This is a genomic window from Mycobacterium sp. URHB0044 (assembly GCF_000620625.1).
Taxonomy (GTDB): Bacteria; Actinomycetota; Actinomycetes; order Mycobacteriales; family Mycobacteriaceae; genus Mycobacterium.
Map to the genome: position 1 here is coordinate 13389 of NZ_JIAW01000025.1, position 16777 is coordinate 30165.

Here is a 16777-nt window from a genome sequence, read left to right on the forward strand (position 1 = left end):
GATGGTGGACGAGCAACGCGACGTCGGCCCGTACGCCGACGACGACGACGGTCCTGCCGACGAACTGCGCATGCGGCCGACCCGTCGACGCGCCGACAGCTCTGCCGACGAGGCACTCAGCGTCGACACCGTGGTTCTCGAGGAGCGTGGGCGCTGGGCCGTCGACATCGTGGTGCTGTTCGCCGACGGCATCGTGCGCAAGCGCATAGACACACACTCGACAAGGGCTCGCGCGGAATTGTCCGCCCGGATGATCAAGCGAGCCGCAGAACGTGACATCGGAGGACCCCTGAATGGCTGAGGCATTGACGACACCGACATCCGAGCTGGGCACCTATCGGTCGGATTCCCGCCTGACGCTGCCGCCGCAACCGTTGGGACTCTTCCCACTTCCGATGGGCTACATGCTGATTCCGGCAGGTGACGACACCGAGGCCGCCCGGGTGGCCATGCTGGCGGGTCGAGTTCCCGACGTCTGGCCGGCGAGTCTGCGCGCGCATCAACTGGCGGCCGCCGGTGACCGGGATGCGGCCATCGCCGCCCTGCGCGACTCCACCGACCCGGTGGCGCGCTACAACCGCTTCGTGCTCGACCCCGACGGCGTCGACGCCGATGGGCTGCGAACGGAACTCGGCGAGTTCGGGGTCCTCGTCGACGTCGTGCTGTTCATGCTGGGACGAACGGATGCACCGCCGCGCGCCGGAAGTGCCGAACGTGAGATCGCCGCAGCGGTATTGGCCGCGCAAGCGGGACACGCTCTGGCAGAGGGTGATTCCCAAACCGCCATCGGATTGCTCGACGCGGCCGTCGAAGCCGCCAGGCCGGTGTCCCTGGCCCTGGCCGGGACACTCCTCAGCGCAGCGGGTGCCGTCGGCCGAGACATCGGCGACCCAACCTGCACGACACGGCTGCAACAGTCGCTAGTCGCCCTTGACGGTGCCGACGGGTTGCGCGTCGCTCGCGCCGAGATCCACCTGTGCCTGGCCGGGGTGATGCACGAGCAAGCAGAGAAACGTCCGGAGCTGCTTCCTGCCGCCATCCCGCACTATCACTCGGCGCTTCAACTCATCAAGTGCGACGACGCCCCATTGCTGTGGGCGGCAGCACACGCCGGTCTCGCCGCGGCTTACCTGACCATGCCGATGGTCGAGGCGTCCGGCCAGTTGCGACTTGGCGTGGCGGCACAATCCTTGCGCTCGGCCCTGACCGTCTACACGCTCGAGGAGCACCCGCAGGAATGGGCAAGTGTCCAACTGAACTTGGCGAATTCACTGGTATACACGCCGTCACGCCATCATGAGGAGAACCTCGTAGAAGCCGTCGAGCTGTACGAGGCCGTTCTGGCCACGCGTGACCGCGCAACCGATCCGCTCGGCCGCGCCAGGGTGCTCGCCAATCAGGGCAATGTGCTTGCCCATCTTGGTGTGTTCGACGACGCCAAGGCGAAGTTGTACGAAGCACGCTTCCTCTTCGAAGAGCTGGGCGACAATGACTCGGTGCGCACCGTCCGCGGCGTGCTCGACGAGATTGCCCGCCAGCGTGTGCTTTTGAACGACGAGAAGGGAACGCCGTGATGTCGACCGCCCTGTCCGAAGTCGCACAGCCCCAACCCGCCGAGCCGCCGCAGGATCCCGGTTTCGAAGAGCTCGCGAAGCGGGTTGACGACGCCACACAAGCGTTGCAGAAGCTCGATCCCTCGGCGCGTGCGGTCGCCGAGGAACTCAAGGGTTCCATCGAGGCGATCCATCGGGCCGGTCTCGTGACGATCGTCCGTCGCATGCGTGCCGACGAGGCAGCTCGGCAGGTACTCTTCGACCTCGTCGACGACCCCGTCGTGCACTTGCTGCTTTCGCTGCACGAGATCGTCCGGCCAGACCCGATGACGCAGGCGAAGAAGGCGCTTGATGCGGTGCGACCGCAACTGCAAGGCCACGGTGGCGACGTGTCACTGGTGCGCATCGAGGATGGCATCGCGTTCGTACGCTTGCAGGGCGCCTGCAACGGCTGCTCGATGTCGTCGGTGACGCTGCGCAATCTGGTGGAGAAGGCACTAGTCGAAAGCGTCTCGTCGGTCACGGGCATCGAGGTGTTGCCCAACGAGCCTGAGCCGACGCTGATTTCGGCGGAGAGCCTGTTTTCCTCTCCACGTCTCCCCGAAGAGGGCTGGGCAGACGCCGGACGGGTCACCGACGTGCCGGATGGTGATCTGACCGTGCTCGAGCTGACCGCGCCGAACACCAACCAAGCGGTCTCGGTGTTGATCGTCAGCCTCAACGAGAAGTTGAGCGCCTACGTCAACGAATGCGCGCACGAAGCGGCGCCCATGGACAATGCGGTGCTCGACGCCACCAACGGCACGCTGACATGTCCGTGGCACGGCTTCTGCTACGACGCCGAATCCGGCGAATGTCTGTCTTCTCCTGCCGCGCAACTGGAGCAGTTGCCGCTGCGCGTCGACGACGGACAGATCTGGATCCGGGTCGGGGCATGACGGGTCTGACCGTACGGTCCAGCCTGTTGCCGCGCCCCTTGCGCAACGAATCGCTGCCAGGCGAAGACCTTTCCGGGGGTTGGGCGCCGGACGTCTGGCTTGGCGCACCCGCGCCTGGCGGATTGGCACTGCCGCCAGCCAACCCGACCATGGCATGGATGTACTCCCCGCGCGGGGTGTTCTTCGACCAGGATCACTTCGTGGTCGCGGATTCGGGCAACCATCGGGTGCTGATCTGGCACGGGATGCCGACCCACGATGAACAGCCCGCCGACGTGGTACTCGGGCAGCCCGACGGCACCACCGAGGGCCACGCCGCGGGCGGCCGCGGTCCCGAGAACGGAATGAACCTGCCCACCGGCGTGCTGATCCACGACGGGCGGCTCGTCGTCGCCGACGCCTGGCATCACCGCATCCTGGTGTGGTCGACGATTCCGGAAACAAACTCTGTACCACCAGATTTCGTGCTCGGACAGGTGGATTTCTCGGCGGTCGAGCCGAATGCCGGGGGCGAGTGCACCGCGTCGTCGCTTTACTGGCCATTCGGCATTGCGATCGTCGGCTCGACGTTCTGGGTCGCAGACACCGGAAACCGACGGGTGCTGGGATGGCACGGCGGACTACCGGAGCCCGGCCAGCCCGCCGACGTCGTACTCGGCCAGCCCGACGGTTCCAGTCGCGAGGAAAACCGCGGGGAAGACGTTGGGCCGGCCAGTTTTCGGTGGCCGCACAACATCACCGGCAACGAAGATCTGCTACTCGTCGCAGATGCCGGCGACCATCGCGTGCTCGGCTGGTCACCTGCGCCCGACGCAGACCGTGCCGCTGACCGGGTACTCGGCCAACCAGACCTGGTCACCGCCCGCGAATGGCCGTACGGCCCCCACCGCGCCGACCGGTTCAGGTTCCCCTACGCCGCCTGCATGGACGGCAGCGGCGAGTATGGCGACCGGTTGGCGATCGCGGACACCGCGAACAACCGGGTACTTCTGTGGGACGAACCGTCGATCGACGGGCAGGCCGCCGACTATGTCCTGGCCCAACCGACATTCGCGGCCAACGGCGAAAACCGCTGGAACGCAGTCACTCGTGACTCCCTGTGTTGGCCGTATGGCGTGTGGCTACATGGTGACCGCTTGGCGGTCGCAGACTCGGGCAACAACCGCATCGTCGTTTGGCGAAGACGATGATCGACGCGCCGGCACCGCCACAACTCGCGCCGTCGCAGCGGCGCCGCTGCACCGTGACCGGAGTGGTGCAGGGAGTGGGCTTCCGCCCCTTCGTTCACCGTGTGGCGACCGAGCTGGGTCTGCGGGGTTTCGTCGGCAATGACTCGGCGGCCGTCTTCATCGAAGTCGAAGGGCCGCCAGCTGCGATCAGTGCGTTCAGTCGCCGTCTCACCACCGAAGCTCCTCCGCTGGCAGTGATCAGCGATGTTTCCTGGAGCGACGTCACCGCACAATCGCCAGGCGACACGGGTTTTCACATCGTCAGCAGCCAGACCGTCGACGCGGCGCCGACGCCCATTCCGCCGGACGTCGCAGTCTGCGGAGACTGCGTCAGTGAGCTCTTCGATCCCTCGAACCGGCGGTTCCGGCACCCCTTCGTCACGTGCACGAACTGCGGTCCGCGTTTCACGATCATCCGCGGACTTCCATATGACCGGCCCGCGACCACGATGGCCGACTTCCCCATGTGCGAACGCTGCGCGGTGGAATACGACGACCCCGCCGATCGCCGGTTCCACGCACAGCCCATCGCGTGTCCGCAGTGCGGGCCGACGTTGTGGTTCACCGGCCCCGGCGTCCGGAACACCCAGGTCGACGCGGCGCTGGTGGCGACGCAGCAGGCACTTGCCACCGGCGCCATCGTCGCCATCAAGGGCATCGGCGGCTATCACCTCGGATGTGCGGCCGACAATCCCACAGCCATCGCGAAGCTGCGGCAACGAAAGGCGCGGCTTGGCAAGCCCTTCGCCATCATGGTCGACGGGCTTGCCGCCGCGCACGCCTACGCCGAGATCAACGACGCCGAGGCCGCACTTCTGAGCAGCCCCGCTCGGCCCGTGGTGTTGTTGCGACGCAGAACCGACGCGCCCATCGATGCCGCAGTGGCGCCAGGCAACCCGTTCATCGGCGTGCTGCTCCCGTACTCGCCGATTCATCATCTGTTGTTCGCACCCGTACCCGATTCGGGCATCGACCCGCCCCGAGCGATAGTCCTGACGAGCGCCAACCGTTCCGACGACCCGATCTGCTACACCGAAGACGACGTGGCCAAACGGCTACCCGCCCTCGCCGATGCGGTCCTCGACCACGACCGGCCGATCCATCTTCCGTGCGACGACTCGGTGGTGCGGGTCCTCGATGACCGGGAGTATCCGATCCGCCGCTCGCGGGGATACGCACCGCTCCCCGTCGAACTCGGATTCGTCGGCCCTCCGGTGCTTGCCGTGGGCGGCGAGCTCAAGAACACCTTCTGCCTGACCGACGGCCAGCGGGCGTACTGCTCGGCGCACATCGGCGACATGGGAACCGTCGCCACATTGAAGGCCTTTACCCGGTCGGTGCGCCAGCTCTACGAGATGCGGGGGCACCCCGCGCGGCTGGCCGCCGACCTGCATCCGCGCTACGTGACGCGAAACTGGGCCGAGCACAACGCCGGTGACCGTCCGCTCGATCTCGTCCAACACCATCATGCCCACGTCGTTTCACTACTGACGGAACACGGAATGCTGGGTGAACCCATCATCGGGGTCGCATTCGACGGCACCGGTTTCGGGTGCGACGACACCGTTTGGGGTGGCGAGATCCTGCGGCTGGGCGCAGACAGTCATCGCTTCACTCGCGTGGGGCACCTCGCCGAGACACCGTTGGCTGGAGGGGATGCCGCGGTACGCAACCCTTGGCGCATGGCGCTGGCCCACCTTTGGCACGCCCGCGTGTTGTGGTCGGCCGAGATGGCCCCCGTCCGAGCCGCCACTCCGGCCGAATTGCGGTTGTTGCGCACGCAATTCGCGACAGGTCGCGGCTGCGTGATGACAACCAGCATGGGTCGTCTGTTCGACGCGGTCGCTTCCCTGCTCGACGTGCGACACCACATCGACTACGAAGGCCAGGCCGCGATCGAACTCGAAGTGCTCGCGGGATCGGTCCATGATGAGCCCGCAGGAGTCTCGCTGCGCATGGCTGTCGGCGCCGACGGAATCTTCGATCCCGCGCCGATGATCGTCGCCATCGCCGGAGCGCTGCGTGACGGTGCGGCACCGGCAGCGCTTGCCGCGGCTTTCCATCACGCGGTCGCCGTGGCGGTCACCGAGGTGGTCAGCGACGTTGCCGGCGACACGCGGACGGTCGGTCTCACGGGCGGAGTCTTCCAGAATGTGCTGCTGCTGCGGCTATGCCGTGACCTCCTAGAGAATGCGGGTTTCACAGTGCTCACCCATCGACTGGTTCCGCCCAACGATGGCGGGCTCGCTCTTGGTCAGGCCGCGATATCGGCGCTGACCGCGCTGGACGCGTCGGCACGAGCCGACGCAACGATGGGAAGGACCACGCAATGTGTCTAGGGATCCCCGGGCGGATCACCGAGATCTGGGACGCTCCCACCGGGGGCCGGTTCGCGAAGATCGCGTTCGGCGACCAGATCAAGACCGCGTGCCTGGCGTACCTTCCGGATCTCGAGATTGGTGACTACACCATCGTGCATGCAGGGTTCGCGCTTACCCGCATCGATGAAGCGTCCGCGCAACAGACGCTCGCGACGATGCGCGAGTATGGCGTATTCGGCGATCAGGAGGCCGCTTCGTGACCGCGGCAACGCGCTTCGAGATGTCACCCGACCTGGCAGCTGACCTCGCGACCACCTCCTTTGCTCTCGCGCAACGGTTCTCGGCAGGAGCAACGCTGTGGTGCATCGCGCCAAGCTGTTCACCGCACGCCCAACACATCGCAGTGGAGTTCGTTCACCCAGCGATCATCGGCAAACGGGCCCTACCCGCCGTCGCATTGGCCGGACCGGATCTGATTGGGCAGGTACGGGTATCGGCCCGCGCCGGCGACGTAGTGATCGCGGTTGGTGACGCGACCGACCACGACCTACGTGCGGTGATGCGGCGCGCTCCGGCGTGGGGAGTGTCCACGATCTGGATCGGCAACGGTGAGCGACCCGAGGCAGGTGCCGCCGACCACGTCCTCTGGCTTGACGATCCCGATCCGCGCCTGCGTGCGACCGGCGACTACGTCTTGATGTACCACCTGCTCTGGGAGCTGAGCCACGTGTGCTTCGAACACCCGGGTTTGTTGACGCCTCCGGCGCAGGAGTGCACCGAAGAGGTCTGCATCACCTGCAGTGACGAAGGTCGTCTTGCGGAGGTCATTTCGGCTGCGGCCGATGGAACCGCGTCGGTGCGTAGCGCCCAGGGCACCGAGAGCATCATCACCGCACTGACCGGTCCCGTGTCGTCCGGCGATCTGGTTCTCGTCCACGCCGGAATGGCGATCAGCAGGCTCGGTGAGGACGGACGATGAACCAACAGCGTCTCGACGAAGCGACCAGTTTCCTGTATCCGTTCATCGACGGCGATGAAGATGACGTGGGCACGCTTCTCACCGATCTTGCCGAGTCGGCACTGGGCAAGGCCGCAGAAAGCGCTGCGCTGCGCCGATCTACGCTTGACTCTTGTGCAGAACTCGTCCGTCGAGCGGGCGGTGAGATGGCGCGCCGGTTCAGCGCGGGGGGCCGCCTCTTCACGTTCGGCAACGGCGGAAGCTCGACGGATGCCAGCACGTTGGCCGCGTTGTTCGCCCAACCTCCGACGGGACAGCCGCTTCCGGCGTGGTCACTGACGGCCGACCAGGCGGTTCTGACCGCGCTGGGCAATGACGTTGGCTTCGATCTGGTGTTCGCCCGTCAGCTGATCGCGCGGGCCGGCGCCGGCGACATCGCGGTCGCGATGTCGACCAGCGGCAACTCGACCGACTTGGTTCTGGGATTGCGGGAAGCACACAGACGCGGGATGTACACCGTCGGGTTCGCCGGGTACGACGGCGGTGACTTCGCCGCCAACCCCGACGTCGACGTCTGCCTGGTCGTCCGGTCACAGAGCGTCCACCGGATCCAGGAATCCCAGGCCCGCTTGGCATACGAGCTATGGGCGACGGTACAAGCGGAAACGAGCCTGCGATGAGAGACCACGTCACCGAATACCTGGACTCCGGACCGTCATTTCGCGAGGGCGAAGTGATCGAACGCATCGACACGTTCCGCAAGCGGCGGCCCCGACTGCGCGACACCGTCGTCACCCTCGCCCATGGTGCGGGCGGCAAGGCGTCGGCCGCTTTGGTCGACGCGGTGTTCGTCGAGGCATTCCGCAATCCGCACCTCGAATCACTCGGCGACGGAGCCGTCATCGCCCTGCCCGGCGGACACCGAATGGCGATGTCCACCGATTCATTCGTCGTGCAGCCACTGCGTTTTCCCGGCGGGTCGATCGGACACCTCGCAGTGCACGGCACGCTCAACGACCTCGCGATGGCGGGGGCGGTACCGTCGTGGCTCACCGCGGCATTCGTTCTCGAAGAGGGCTTTCCGATCGACGAACTGCGCGAGATCGTCGGCGACATGGCCGCGGCGGCAGTGGCCGCCAACGTCCAGATCGTCACGGGCGACACGAAAGTCGTCCCGAGGGGCGCAGCCGATGGCATGTTCATCACGACCGCCGGCGCCGGCATCGTCCCGACCGGTCGCGAGTTGTCCCCGGCGAACGTCCGACCGGGCGACAAGTTGCTCATCTCCGGGACCATCGGCGACCACGGCATGGCCGTGATGCTGGCCCGCGGGGATCTCGCGATCGAGGCGGACATCCGCTCCGATACCGCCTCGGTCAGCGGCATGGTGGAGCGGTTGCTCGAAGCGGCTCCGTCGACACGTTGGATGCGCGATCCCACCCGCGGCGGTGTCGGCACGGTGTGCAACGAGCTCGCGCAGGCCTGCGGCCTCGCGGTCGTCATCGAGGAAGACCGCCTGCCGGTACGGCCCGAGGTCGCGGGCGCATGTGAAATGCTCGGCATAGACCCGCTTTACGTCGCCAACGAAGGAAAGTTCCTCGCCGTCGTCGACCCGCAAGAGGCAGACGCGGCGCTTGCTGCGCTTCGTTCGGACCCCGCTGGCCTCTTCGCCACCGAAATCGGACGCATCGCCGACGAACCGGCCGCCACCGTGGTGCTACGCACCGCATTTGGCGGCACCCGAATCGTCGACATGCTCGTCGGCGACCCATTGCCCCGGATCTGCTGAGAGGACACTCGTATGTGTTTGGGAATTCCCGGACGGATCGTCGAAATCACCGACGCCGTGAACTGCCTGGCGAAGGTGGACGTCAGTGGCGTGCGCAGGATCATCAGCGTTCGACTGCTCGAGAAGGACATGCCGAACCCCGACGAGTGGGTGCTGGTCCACGTCGGGTTCGCGATGGCGAAGATCGACGAAACGGAGGCCCTGCTCACACTGGCCGCGGTCCAGAAGCTGGGCGAAGCCTATTCCGACGAGATCGAAGCATTCGACTCGTCATCGATCATCTGACCTGGAGGCGAGAACATGCGATTCGTTGATGAGTTCCGTGACCCCGCTGCAGCGCGAAAGCTGTTGACGGCCATCGAGACGCTGGCACGTTCAGGCGCGTCGGACGACCATTTCAAGTTCATGGAGGTGTGCGGCGGGCATACCCACACCATCTACAGGCACGGCATCGAGCACCTGCTGCCGGAGAACGTCGAGCTGGTGCACGGGCCCGGCTGCCCCGTGTGCGTGATCCCGATGGGCAGGGTGGACGACGCGATCTGGTTGGCGCGCCAACCGAATGTCATCTTCACGTGCTTCGGCGACATGATGCGAGTCCCCGGCTCGGACGGCAGCCTCCTCGACGCCAAAGCCGGCGGGGCCGATGTTCGGTTCGTCTACTCGCCGTTGGACGCTCTGAAGCTGGCCGTCGACAACCCCGGCAAGCAGGTCGTGTTCTTCGCCATCGGCTTCGAAACGACCGCGCCCTCAACGGCAGTCACGCTCGTTCGGGCGCGGGAGCTCGGTATCGCGAACTTCAGCGTGTTCTGCAACCACGTGACCATCGTGCCGCCGATCAAGGCGATACTGGAATCCCCCGACCTTCGACTGTCCGGCTTCCTCGGGCCGGGGCACGTCTCCACCGTCGTCGGCAACCGGCCGTACCGTTTCGTACCCGACGTCTACGGCAAGCCGTTGGTCGTCGCCGGGTTCGAGCCGCTCGACATTCTGGCTTCGGTCGCCATGCTGCTGCGGCAGATCCGCGAGGGGCGCTGCGAAGTCGAGAATCAGTACTCGCGCGTGGTGCAGGAAGAGGGCAACCCGGCGGCACTGGCACTGATGGCCGAGGTGTTCGCGTTGCGGCCACACTTCGAGTGGCGTGGCTTGGGATTCATCTCTCAGAGTGCGTTGCGGCTTCGCGATGAACTGGCCGACTTCGATGCCGAGCAGCGGTACGCGTTGCCGGGAGTGCGGGTCGCCGACCCGAAGGCCTGTCAGTGTGGCGAGGTGCTCAAAGGCGTCCTCAAACCGTGGGAATGCAAGGTCTTCGGCACGGCGTGCACCCCAGAGACCCCCATCGGTACCTGCATGGTCTCCCCCGAGGGCGCGTGCGCGGCGTACTACAACTTCGGGCGGCTACACCGCGACGCCGCCACGCTGATCGGGCAAGGTACTTCAGCGTGACAGCCGCCCCCCTCGCAGATACTCGCGGTGCGGACATGTTCGCCCGCTACGCCCATGCTCCCAATCAACTCGGATACTGCGGGCCTCCTGACTCCCCCGCGCTAGTGGGTGGCTCGCGCGACCAGATCCAGGCGGCGGCCAAACAGTTCACCGGCGCGTGGCCATATCTGCGGGTGCTGTCCCAGATGACCGGCATCGACGATCCCCTGGATCATCGCATCGTCGAATCGTATTGGCTCGGCGGCGGAGTCGGTTCCGCACTGGACCCCGAAGCGTTCACCGCCGAGCTATTGGCCGTGATCGGTCCGCAGGCCGGTCACTACTGGAGTCATCTCACCCCCGAGCTCGCCGACGAGGCGGCACCCGACCACGGCTTCCACGTGTTCGCCGTGTACCCCTGGTCACGGTTGCTCGGGACCGCCGCGCACGAACATCCCCTGTTCGTCCTCGACAACTGCCGCATATCCTGGGGCACCGTGTTGTCGAGCGACGGCGTCATGGCCGTCGTTCTTTCCCGAAGCCTGTGCTGGGACGGCTCGGCGCTGTCGCTATCGCCACGGCAGACGCGCAGAGTCGAGACGCGCATCGATTCGAATCGACACGCCGACGTCGTGCCGGGTGATCATGTCGCACTGCACTGGGGAAGGGTGTGCGATCACCTCACACCCGAACAGGTCGCAACCCTGGAGGCCAGCACTGAACGGCAACTGCAGGCCACCAATCGTCGGCTTGGCGCCGTAAAGCCATGAGGCCCAGAATCGTTCAGACCGACGGACAAATCGGCTTCTACTGGGCGACGCCCGACGGTGTCGCCACGACCTTGGCCGAGCTGGTCGTCGGCGATGACGAGGCCGACCGGCTGGTGGCGACCCATCTCGAGGCGCTCGACGACGCGTTGATCATCGCCGCTGCGCAGTTCGGGGAACTGCTCGGCGGCGGCAAGCACCCAGATCCCCGCGAACGCGAGGATCTGGTGGCGCTACATCGTTGCCTGGATCACTTGGTGCGTGATTACGCGTCGGGCGCCGAGATCGCCGCCATCGTCCCCGACCTGCGGGCGGGCAAGATCATCGGGACCGCTGCGCTGTTCTCGATTTGCGCGCGTCAGCCCGTTGGCCTGCTCGGCCCGGCGCCGTTCGACGGTGAACTCGCCGAACCGTCCCTCGGCGTCCTCAGTGGATTCGGGCAGATGGTCCTCGTCGACCCGGAGGAACCGTGGCGCGGTGGCCGGTGGATCCTGAAATCGGAAACCGGCCAACGGTACCCACTCACGCTGTCGATGATGCTGTTCGATAGCTCAGGGGTGAACAAGGACTCCGCCAGACGCGAACACGGCGAGGTGATCGACGGCTGCGTCGCGGCCGCGTCCGCTACTGATGCCGATCCCTTCGCCGTAGCATGTGCACTCGACTGGCTGCTCTACGACTGGCTGATGGCACACCGCGAGGATCCCGACAGCGCCGCCATCGAGATCCCAAAGGGCCACGAGTCCGATGCCGTGATGATCGTGCGCGCGGCATCCGAATCGGTGCGCTCGCGCGCCCGGGTCGACCCAGGACTCGCATCACCGATTCGCGCCGGCTGAGGCGAACTCACTTCACGATCGTGTACGTGAAGTCGTACTCCGTTCCCTCCGGATTCCGGGCGTGCAAGGCCATTTCGCCGCGGGCCTGCTCGAAATCGCCTGTGCCGCCGGTAATGGCAAGGGTGGAATCCTTCCCATCGTAGAACGGACCCTCCACAGTCAACTGGCCCCCCGGAACCGTCGCGGTCCAGAAACACTCATACGCAGAGCCGACCTTCGTGCGGAAGCACACGCCGCTGCTGGTACCCACCTTGTTCACATTGGTCTCGTCATACAGCGGGTTGAGGAAGGCAAGGATGTCGCCGAGGGAGTCCTTCTCGTCCGGTTTGCCGACGTGTTGCAGCGTGTCCGTTTCGGCATGCTCGACCACGTGCAGCGTCGTCGGCTTCGGATCGTCGGGTTTCGCGCATCCGCCGGCTGCGACCACGGTCGCCGACAGCAGCACGAGCATCCAAATCCGTTGCGTCGTCATGCGGAATGCCGCGTCGTGTTCGAGCGCATCATGCGGAGCTTCTCCGCAACCTCGATCGCGTCGCCCTCGCCGACGTCATCGGAATGCTGGTACGGGCGGGCCAGGAGCATGTAGATGAGGCCGACGCCGACGACGGCGACGAGGCCGATCGCCACGATCCACTTGTCCAGGAACGTTCCGCCGTCCACCGGCTTGAGTAGGAGGATCATCGCCACGACGCCGTAGCCGAGCGCAGCAATGTTGATGATCATGCCCCACCGCCCGAGATTCCAGTCGCCGGCTGGACGCCAGCCACGGAGTCGCTGTCGCAGGGCGGCCAGTACGACGGCCTGGAACGCGATGTAGATGCCCAGCACGGCGAACGCGGTGATGCGCGGCAGCTGATCGGGGAAGGCGTACACGTACACGCAGATGACGATCGGAATCACGCACGCCACCAGTAGCGCATTCGCGGGAACCGCGTGCCGCTCGGACATCTTCGACAGCCACGTGCTGCCAGGCAACATCTTGTCCCGGGCGAACGCGAAGATCAGCCGGCTACCGGCGGCCTGCAGTGACAGGACGCACGATACGAACGCGGTAATCGCTATGCACAGGAACAACTTCGCGCCGATGTGGCCGAGCGAACTCTCCAGGATGGAGGGGATCGGATCGGGATCGTTGCCGCTGACGATGTCTTGGAGGTTCGGCGCCGCGAGCACGTACCCGACATAGGACATGAGGCTGGAAACGCCACCGACGAGGATGGTCAGCATCATCGCCCGGGGGATGCGGCGTGTCGGGTTGTCGACCTCTTCTGCGACGTCACCACACGCCTCGAAACCGTAGAACAGGAACAGACCGCTCAGCGCAGCACCCAAGAAGGTAAGGAAATACGATTGGCTGCCGCCGGCGCCCATCGAGTCGAAGAACACCGAGAACGAGTTGACCCGTTTGAAGATGAGCAGATACAGGCCCAGCGCGATGACACCTATGAGCTCGGCGCCAAGACCGATCTGTGCCACCCGCGCCAGGGTGCGGGTGCCGGTGAAGTTGAATGCCAAGGCCAACAACAGCAACGCCACCGCGGTGGCAAGGCCAACCTCCTTGCTGAAGGTCATCCCAAAGAGGGAGGCGACGAAACTACCGCCGAACTCCGCGACCGCAGTCACCGTGACGATGACCGCCCACACGTACACCCAGGACACCATCCATGCGTACCTTCGGCCCCACAGCCGTCGGGTCCACGGGTAGATCCCCCCGGCGATGGGGTATTGCGAAACCACTTCGCCGAAGATGAGCGCCACCAGGAATTGACCGCATCCGACGATGATGATCCACCACAAGGATGGTGGACCGCCGAGCGAAAGGCTGTAGGCGAACAACGAATACACACCGACGAGCGGTGAGAGGTAGGTGAAGCCGAGCGCCAGGTTCGACCACAAGCTCATCGACCGGTGAAAGTCCGTGCCCGTGTAACCGAGAGCTTCCAGGTGAGCGCTCTCGTTGTCGACCGAGGATTGGGGGGTTGTCAGATCCGACATCAGTGCTGACCACCTTCGAAGCCGTGGTACTGCATGACGTGTTTGATACGGGTGTAGTCCTCCAACCCATACATGGACAGATCCTTTCCATAACCGGACTGCTTGAATCCCCCGTGCGGCATCTCCGCCACCAGCGGAATGTGCGTATTGATCCACACGCAACCGAAGTCCAGACGAGCTGACATTCGCGTCGCCGTGTCGACGTTCTTGGTCCACACCGACGACGCGAGCCCGTAGACGGTGCCGTTGGCGAAGGCGAGAGCTTCTTCTTCGTCGACGAACGACTGAGCCGTCATCACCGGACCGAAGATCTCGGTTTGAATCAACTCGTCGGTCTGCTGCAGGTCGGCGATCAGTGTGGGTTCGTAGAAGTAGCCGACGTCGTCCTTTTGCCGACCGCCTGCGAGAACTCGAGCATGATCGGGTGCGCGCGAAACGAGTCCGGAGACGTGGTTGAGTTGATTCGCGTTGTTCACAGGGCCAAACAGGATTTCGTCGTCGTGCGGGTCATAACCCGTCTTGGTGTTGGCCACCGATTCCGCCATCGCCGAGAGGAATTCGTCGTACACGCCGTCCTGGATGACGAGCCTCGTGGCGGCGGTGCAGTCTTGGCCTGCGTTGAAATACCCTGCCGCAGTGAGACCTTCCACGGCCGATTCGATGTCGACGTCGTTGAAGATCAGCACCGGAGCCTTGCCACCGAGCTCGAGATGTGCGCGCTTGACGGTATTGGCCGCACTGGCCGCCACAGCGATGCCTGCGCGGGTTGAGCCGGTGATGGAAACCAGTTGCGGCACGGGGTGAGCCACAAGCGCCGCACCGGTGTCGCGATCGCCGCAGACCAGATTGCACACGCCAGGAGGGAAGATCTCCTGCATCTTCTCGACCATCCAGAACGACGAAGCTGGCGTGGTATCAGAAGGTTTGAGCACGACCGTACAGCCCGCGGCCAGCGCGGGCGCGAACTTCCACACCGACATCATCATCGGGTAGTTCCACGGCGCCACCTGGCCGACGGGCCCAATCGGTTCCCGACGAATCGACGACGTGTGCCCGCGCATGTACTCGCCCTGGGAACGGCCTTCGAGTACCCGCGCCCCTCCCGCGAAGAACCGGATCTGATCGATCATCGCCGGGATCTCTTCGGACATCGTGAGCGACAGGGGTTTACCCGTATTCTCGCTCTCGATCGCGACGAGCTCTTCGGCACCTTCTTCGATCACGTCCGCCAGCTTCAGCAGTGCACGCTGCCGCTCGCTCGGAGTGAACCAACGCCACGTCTCGAACGCTGACGCGGCTGCACGGTATGCATCGTCCACGTCCTTCGGAGAGGAGTTGGGCGCCGATGCATACACCTCGCCGGTCGATGGGTTGATGATGTCCATCATCTGGCCGTCGGCGGCGGCCTGGATCTCACCGCCGATGATGTTGTGGAACGTCTTCTTGTCGACCACGTGGATACGTCCTCCGTTGGATATTCAGGCTGAATGGAGGGAGTTTGGGTTTAGTCAGAATGTGACGGCCGTCGCCCCGGTCGGCCAAGTATGCGGTAGGGAGCACCCCCGTCCACCTGCCAGAATGTCGCGCCGAGGTGCAACGACGCGCCATTTTGTCCATGGCTAGGCCATGGAGTGCCGTTTCACGTCACATCACGGCTCGTCGAGCGCGGCTGCCAGTGCCCCGCAGGCACGCAGGGTTGCCGCCAGGTAAACCGGGTTCTGCGCCTGCGGCCACGACGACATCTTGGCCACGACGGTGCGGGACGCGCGGTCGACGTAGACCAGCTGGCCGTGAATCCCCAAGCAGAGCAACACCGGACCGGTTGCGGCTTCGAAGAACCAGAACTGGTTGCGGTACCAACCGCCAGGCAGCATCAGCGCGTTGTCCGTGCGCGCGAAGACTTGCCGCACGTCTTGCGGCGGGGCGAATGCGTCGGCCAGCCACTGCGCGGGGACAACTCGTCGGTCGTCGACCATGCCGTCGTCGAGCAACATCTGGCCGAATCTGCCCAGGTCACGCAGGGTTGTCGAAACTCCCCCATCGTGCACCGCAGTACCGACGGAATCGCACGTGACGTCGGCGTCGTACTCGGCACCCAGCGGTTTCCACAGCAGTTCTGAGATCAAGTCAGACATCCGCCGGCCCGCCACCCTCTCGCAGATCCAACCGAGCATGTCCGTGTCACACGATCGGTACACGAAGCCGCCACCGTGCGGACCGGACGTTCCGATGCCGGTCAAGTAGGCATACGCACCACACGGGTCCCCATCGAGCCGAGGTGCCCATCCCATCGAACGTTCCATGGCCCTGACCTCGGAATCGCTGGCTGCGTACGTCTCCCGGAACATGACACCGGTGCGCATGTCGAGCACGTCTCGAACGGTCGCCCCGTGGTACCCGCAGTCGTCGACTTCGGGCACGCAGTCGGCCACGTTGGCTGACGGGTCGAGCTGACCGCGGTCCACCAGTACGCCGGCCACGCAACCGACGATGGACTTCGATATCGACATGACGAGATGTGGTGTGCGCGCGGTCATGCCATCGACGTACTGCTCGTGCACGACAGTGCCATCGTGAATTACCAGCACCGCGTCGGTGAACGTGGCGTCGAAGACTTTGCCGACCGTCGACGGTCCATCAGCCAGGACGACCGCGGTATCGCCGACCTCCAACGCGCCGGTGGTTAGTAGCCGCTGCCGAGCACCCGCTGAAATCAATTGCGTCGGAATGATTTCACGCATGTGCCGAAACGACCACCTCAGATGCGGCGGTTGCTGCCAATTCGACACGTTGACCTGCAGCGGCGCCTTCGGCGGGAACCCGCTCATCATTTCTGCGCCCGCGTCTGGCGCGCTCGCTGGAACGTCGATGTCTTTTGGCATGCCGCGCATCGTATCTGGTGCGAGGAACCCTCTTGGAACGCTTGCCCTTGTGAAATCCGTGGGATCGCTTATGATCTGCGG

At 65.1% G+C, this 16777-nt stretch carries 17 protein-coding genes; 13 read left to right on the top strand and 4 right to left on the bottom strand.

Annotated features, from left to right (window positions below; all coding sequences use genetic code 11):
- Position 1: 1 nt before the first annotated feature.
- From N536_RS0132065 to N536_RS0132125, 13 genes are read left to right on the top strand one after another with little or no spacing between them, the layout of a single operon-like run.
- Entirely contained in the window at positions 2 to 301 is a 300-nt protein-coding gene (locus N536_RS0132065; RefSeq protein WP_231514703.1) for a hypothetical protein, read from the top strand.
- Positions 294 to 1574 carry a hypothetical protein gene (locus tag N536_RS0132070; protein WP_155948833.1) on the top strand — a complete coding sequence of 427 codons (1281 nt, stop codon included), beginning with the start codon at positions 294 to 296 and terminating at the stop codon, positions 1572 to 1574. Before N536_RS0132065 ends, N536_RS0132070 begins: the two co-directional genes overlap by 8 nt.
- Positions 1574 to 2491, top strand: coding sequence for a NifU family protein (locus N536_RS0132075; protein WP_155948834.1), 918 nt, complete (start codon positions 1574 to 1576; stop codon positions 2489 to 2491). The genes N536_RS0132070 and N536_RS0132075 overlap by 1 nt, the downstream gene beginning before the upstream one ends.
- Positions 2488 to 3681 carry an NHL repeat-containing protein gene (locus N536_RS0132080; RefSeq protein ID WP_029117364.1) on the top strand — a complete coding sequence of 398 codons (1194 nt, stop codon included), beginning with the start codon at positions 2488 to 2490 and terminating at the stop codon, positions 3679 to 3681. Before N536_RS0132075 ends, N536_RS0132080 begins: the two co-directional genes overlap by 4 nt.
- A complete protein-coding gene (gene hypF, locus N536_RS40035; RefSeq protein ID WP_051574905.1) occupies positions 3678 to 6059 on the top strand; it encodes a carbamoyltransferase HypF in 2382 nt (793 codons plus the stop codon). The genes N536_RS0132080 and hypF overlap by 4 nt, the downstream gene beginning before the upstream one ends.
- Positions 6050 to 6301: a HypC/HybG/HupF family hydrogenase formation chaperone gene (locus N536_RS0132090; protein WP_029117365.1), complete on the top strand. Its 252-nt coding sequence runs from the start codon at positions 6050 to 6052 to the stop codon at positions 6299 to 6301. The genes hypF and N536_RS0132090 overlap by 10 nt, the downstream gene beginning before the upstream one ends.
- A gap of 20 nt (positions 6302 to 6321) precedes the next feature.
- A complete protein-coding gene (locus N536_RS0132095; RefSeq protein WP_051574919.1) occupies positions 6322 to 7020 on the top strand; it encodes a HypC/HybG/HupF family hydrogenase formation chaperone in 699 nt (232 codons plus the stop codon).
- Positions 7017 to 7679, top strand: a complete 663-nt coding sequence (locus tag N536_RS0132100) for an SIS domain-containing protein (RefSeq protein ID WP_029117367.1) — start codon at positions 7017 to 7019, stop codon at positions 7677 to 7679. The genes N536_RS0132095 and N536_RS0132100 overlap by 4 nt, the downstream gene beginning before the upstream one ends.
- Positions 7676 to 8788, top strand: coding sequence for a hydrogenase expression/formation protein HypE (gene hypE / locus N536_RS0132105; RefSeq protein ID WP_051574906.1), 1113 nt, complete (start codon positions 7676 to 7678; stop codon positions 8786 to 8788). The genes N536_RS0132100 and hypE overlap by 4 nt, the downstream gene beginning before the upstream one ends.
- 12 nt (positions 8789 to 8800) lie before the next feature.
- Positions 8801 to 9073, top strand: a complete 273-nt coding sequence (locus tag N536_RS0132110; protein WP_029117369.1) for a HypC/HybG/HupF family hydrogenase formation chaperone — start codon at positions 8801 to 8803, stop codon at positions 9071 to 9073.
- 15 nt (positions 9074 to 9088) lie between these two features.
- Positions 9089 to 10234, top strand: a complete 1146-nt coding sequence (gene hypD, locus N536_RS0132115) for a hydrogenase formation protein HypD (protein ID WP_029117370.1) — start codon at positions 9089 to 9091, stop codon at positions 10232 to 10234.
- Positions 10231 to 10983, top strand: coding sequence for a DUF6390 family protein (locus N536_RS0132120; protein ID WP_029117371.1), 753 nt, complete (start codon positions 10231 to 10233; stop codon positions 10981 to 10983). Before hypD ends, N536_RS0132120 begins: the two co-directional genes overlap by 4 nt.
- Positions 10980 to 11819: a hypothetical protein gene (locus N536_RS0132125; protein WP_029117372.1), complete on the top strand. Its 840-nt coding sequence runs from the start codon at positions 10980 to 10982 to the stop codon at positions 11817 to 11819. Before N536_RS0132120 ends, N536_RS0132125 begins: the two co-directional genes overlap by 4 nt.
- 7 nt (positions 11820 to 11826) lie before the next feature.
- Here N536_RS0132125 and N536_RS0132130 read toward each other — a convergent pair whose 3' ends face one another.
- From N536_RS0132130 to N536_RS0132145, 4 genes are all read right to left on the bottom strand, one after another.
- Positions 11827 to 12270 (bottom strand): dirigent protein, encoded by a 444-nt coding sequence (locus N536_RS0132130; protein WP_197040277.1) that lies wholly within the window; start codon positions 12268 to 12270, stop codon positions 11827 to 11829.
- 17 nt (positions 12271 to 12287) lie between these two features.
- Positions 12288 to 13814: an APC family permease gene (locus tag N536_RS0132135; protein WP_029117374.1), complete on the bottom strand. Its 1527-nt coding sequence runs from the start codon at positions 13812 to 13814 to the stop codon at positions 12288 to 12290.
- A complete protein-coding gene (locus tag N536_RS0132140) occupies positions 13814 to 15268 on the bottom strand; it encodes a gamma-aminobutyraldehyde dehydrogenase (protein WP_029117375.1) in 1455 nt (484 codons plus the stop codon). Before N536_RS0132140 ends, N536_RS0132135 begins: the two co-directional genes overlap by 1 nt.
- A 195-nt stretch (positions 15269 to 15463) precedes the next feature.
- Complete coding sequence (locus N536_RS0132145; protein WP_197040278.1) at positions 15464 to 16696, bottom strand: serine hydrolase; 1233 nt, start codon at positions 16694 to 16696, stop codon at positions 15464 to 15466.
- Positions 16697 to 16777: the final 81 nt, after the last annotated feature.

Bases quoted from the DNA above. Each gene is read 5' to 3' on its own strand.
- N536_RS0132090 (WP_029117365.1), top strand. From the start codon at position 6,050: ATGTGTCTAGGGATCCCCGGGCGGATCACCGAGATCTGGGACGCTCCC.
- N536_RS0132070 (WP_155948833.1), top strand. From the start codon at position 294: ATGGCTGAGGCATTGACGACACCGACATCCGAGCTGGGCACCTATCGG.
- N536_RS0132130 (WP_197040277.1), bottom strand. From the start codon at position 12,270: ATGCTCGTGCTGCTGTCGGCGACCGTGGTCGCAGCCGGCGGATGCGCG.
- N536_RS0132145 (WP_197040278.1), bottom strand. From the start codon at position 16,696: ATGCCAAAAGACATCGACGTTCCAGCGAGCGCGCCAGACGCGGGCGCA.
- N536_RS0132095 (WP_051574919.1), top strand. From the start codon at position 6,322: ATGTCACCCGACCTGGCAGCTGACCTCGCGACCACCTCCTTTGCTCTC.
- hypF (WP_051574905.1), top strand. From the start codon at position 3,678: ATGATCGACGCGCCGGCACCGCCACAACTCGCGCCGTCGCAGCGGCGC.
- N536_RS0132125 (WP_029117372.1), top strand. From the start codon at position 10,980: ATGAGGCCCAGAATCGTTCAGACCGACGGACAAATCGGCTTCTACTGG.
- hypE (WP_051574906.1), top strand. From the start codon at position 7,676: ATGAGAGACCACGTCACCGAATACCTGGACTCCGGACCGTCATTTCGC.
- N536_RS0132080 (WP_029117364.1), top strand. From the start codon at position 2,488: ATGACGGGTCTGACCGTACGGTCCAGCCTGTTGCCGCGCCCCTTGCGC.
- hypD (WP_029117370.1), top strand. From the start codon at position 9,089: ATGCGATTCGTTGATGAGTTCCGTGACCCCGCTGCAGCGCGAAAGCTG.
- N536_RS0132075 (WP_155948834.1), top strand. From the start codon at position 1,574: ATGTCGACCGCCCTGTCCGAAGTCGCACAGCCCCAACCCGCCGAGCCG.
- N536_RS0132065 (WP_231514703.1), top strand. From the start codon at position 2: ATGGTGGACGAGCAACGCGACGTCGGCCCGTACGCCGACGACGACGAC.
- N536_RS0132135 (WP_029117374.1), bottom strand. From the start codon at position 13,814: ATGTCGGATCTGACAACCCCCCAATCCTCGGTCGACAACGAGAGCGCT.
- N536_RS0132100 (WP_029117367.1), top strand. From the start codon at position 7,017: ATGAACCAACAGCGTCTCGACGAAGCGACCAGTTTCCTGTATCCGTTC.
- N536_RS0132110 (WP_029117369.1), top strand. From the start codon at position 8,801: ATGTGTTTGGGAATTCCCGGACGGATCGTCGAAATCACCGACGCCGTG.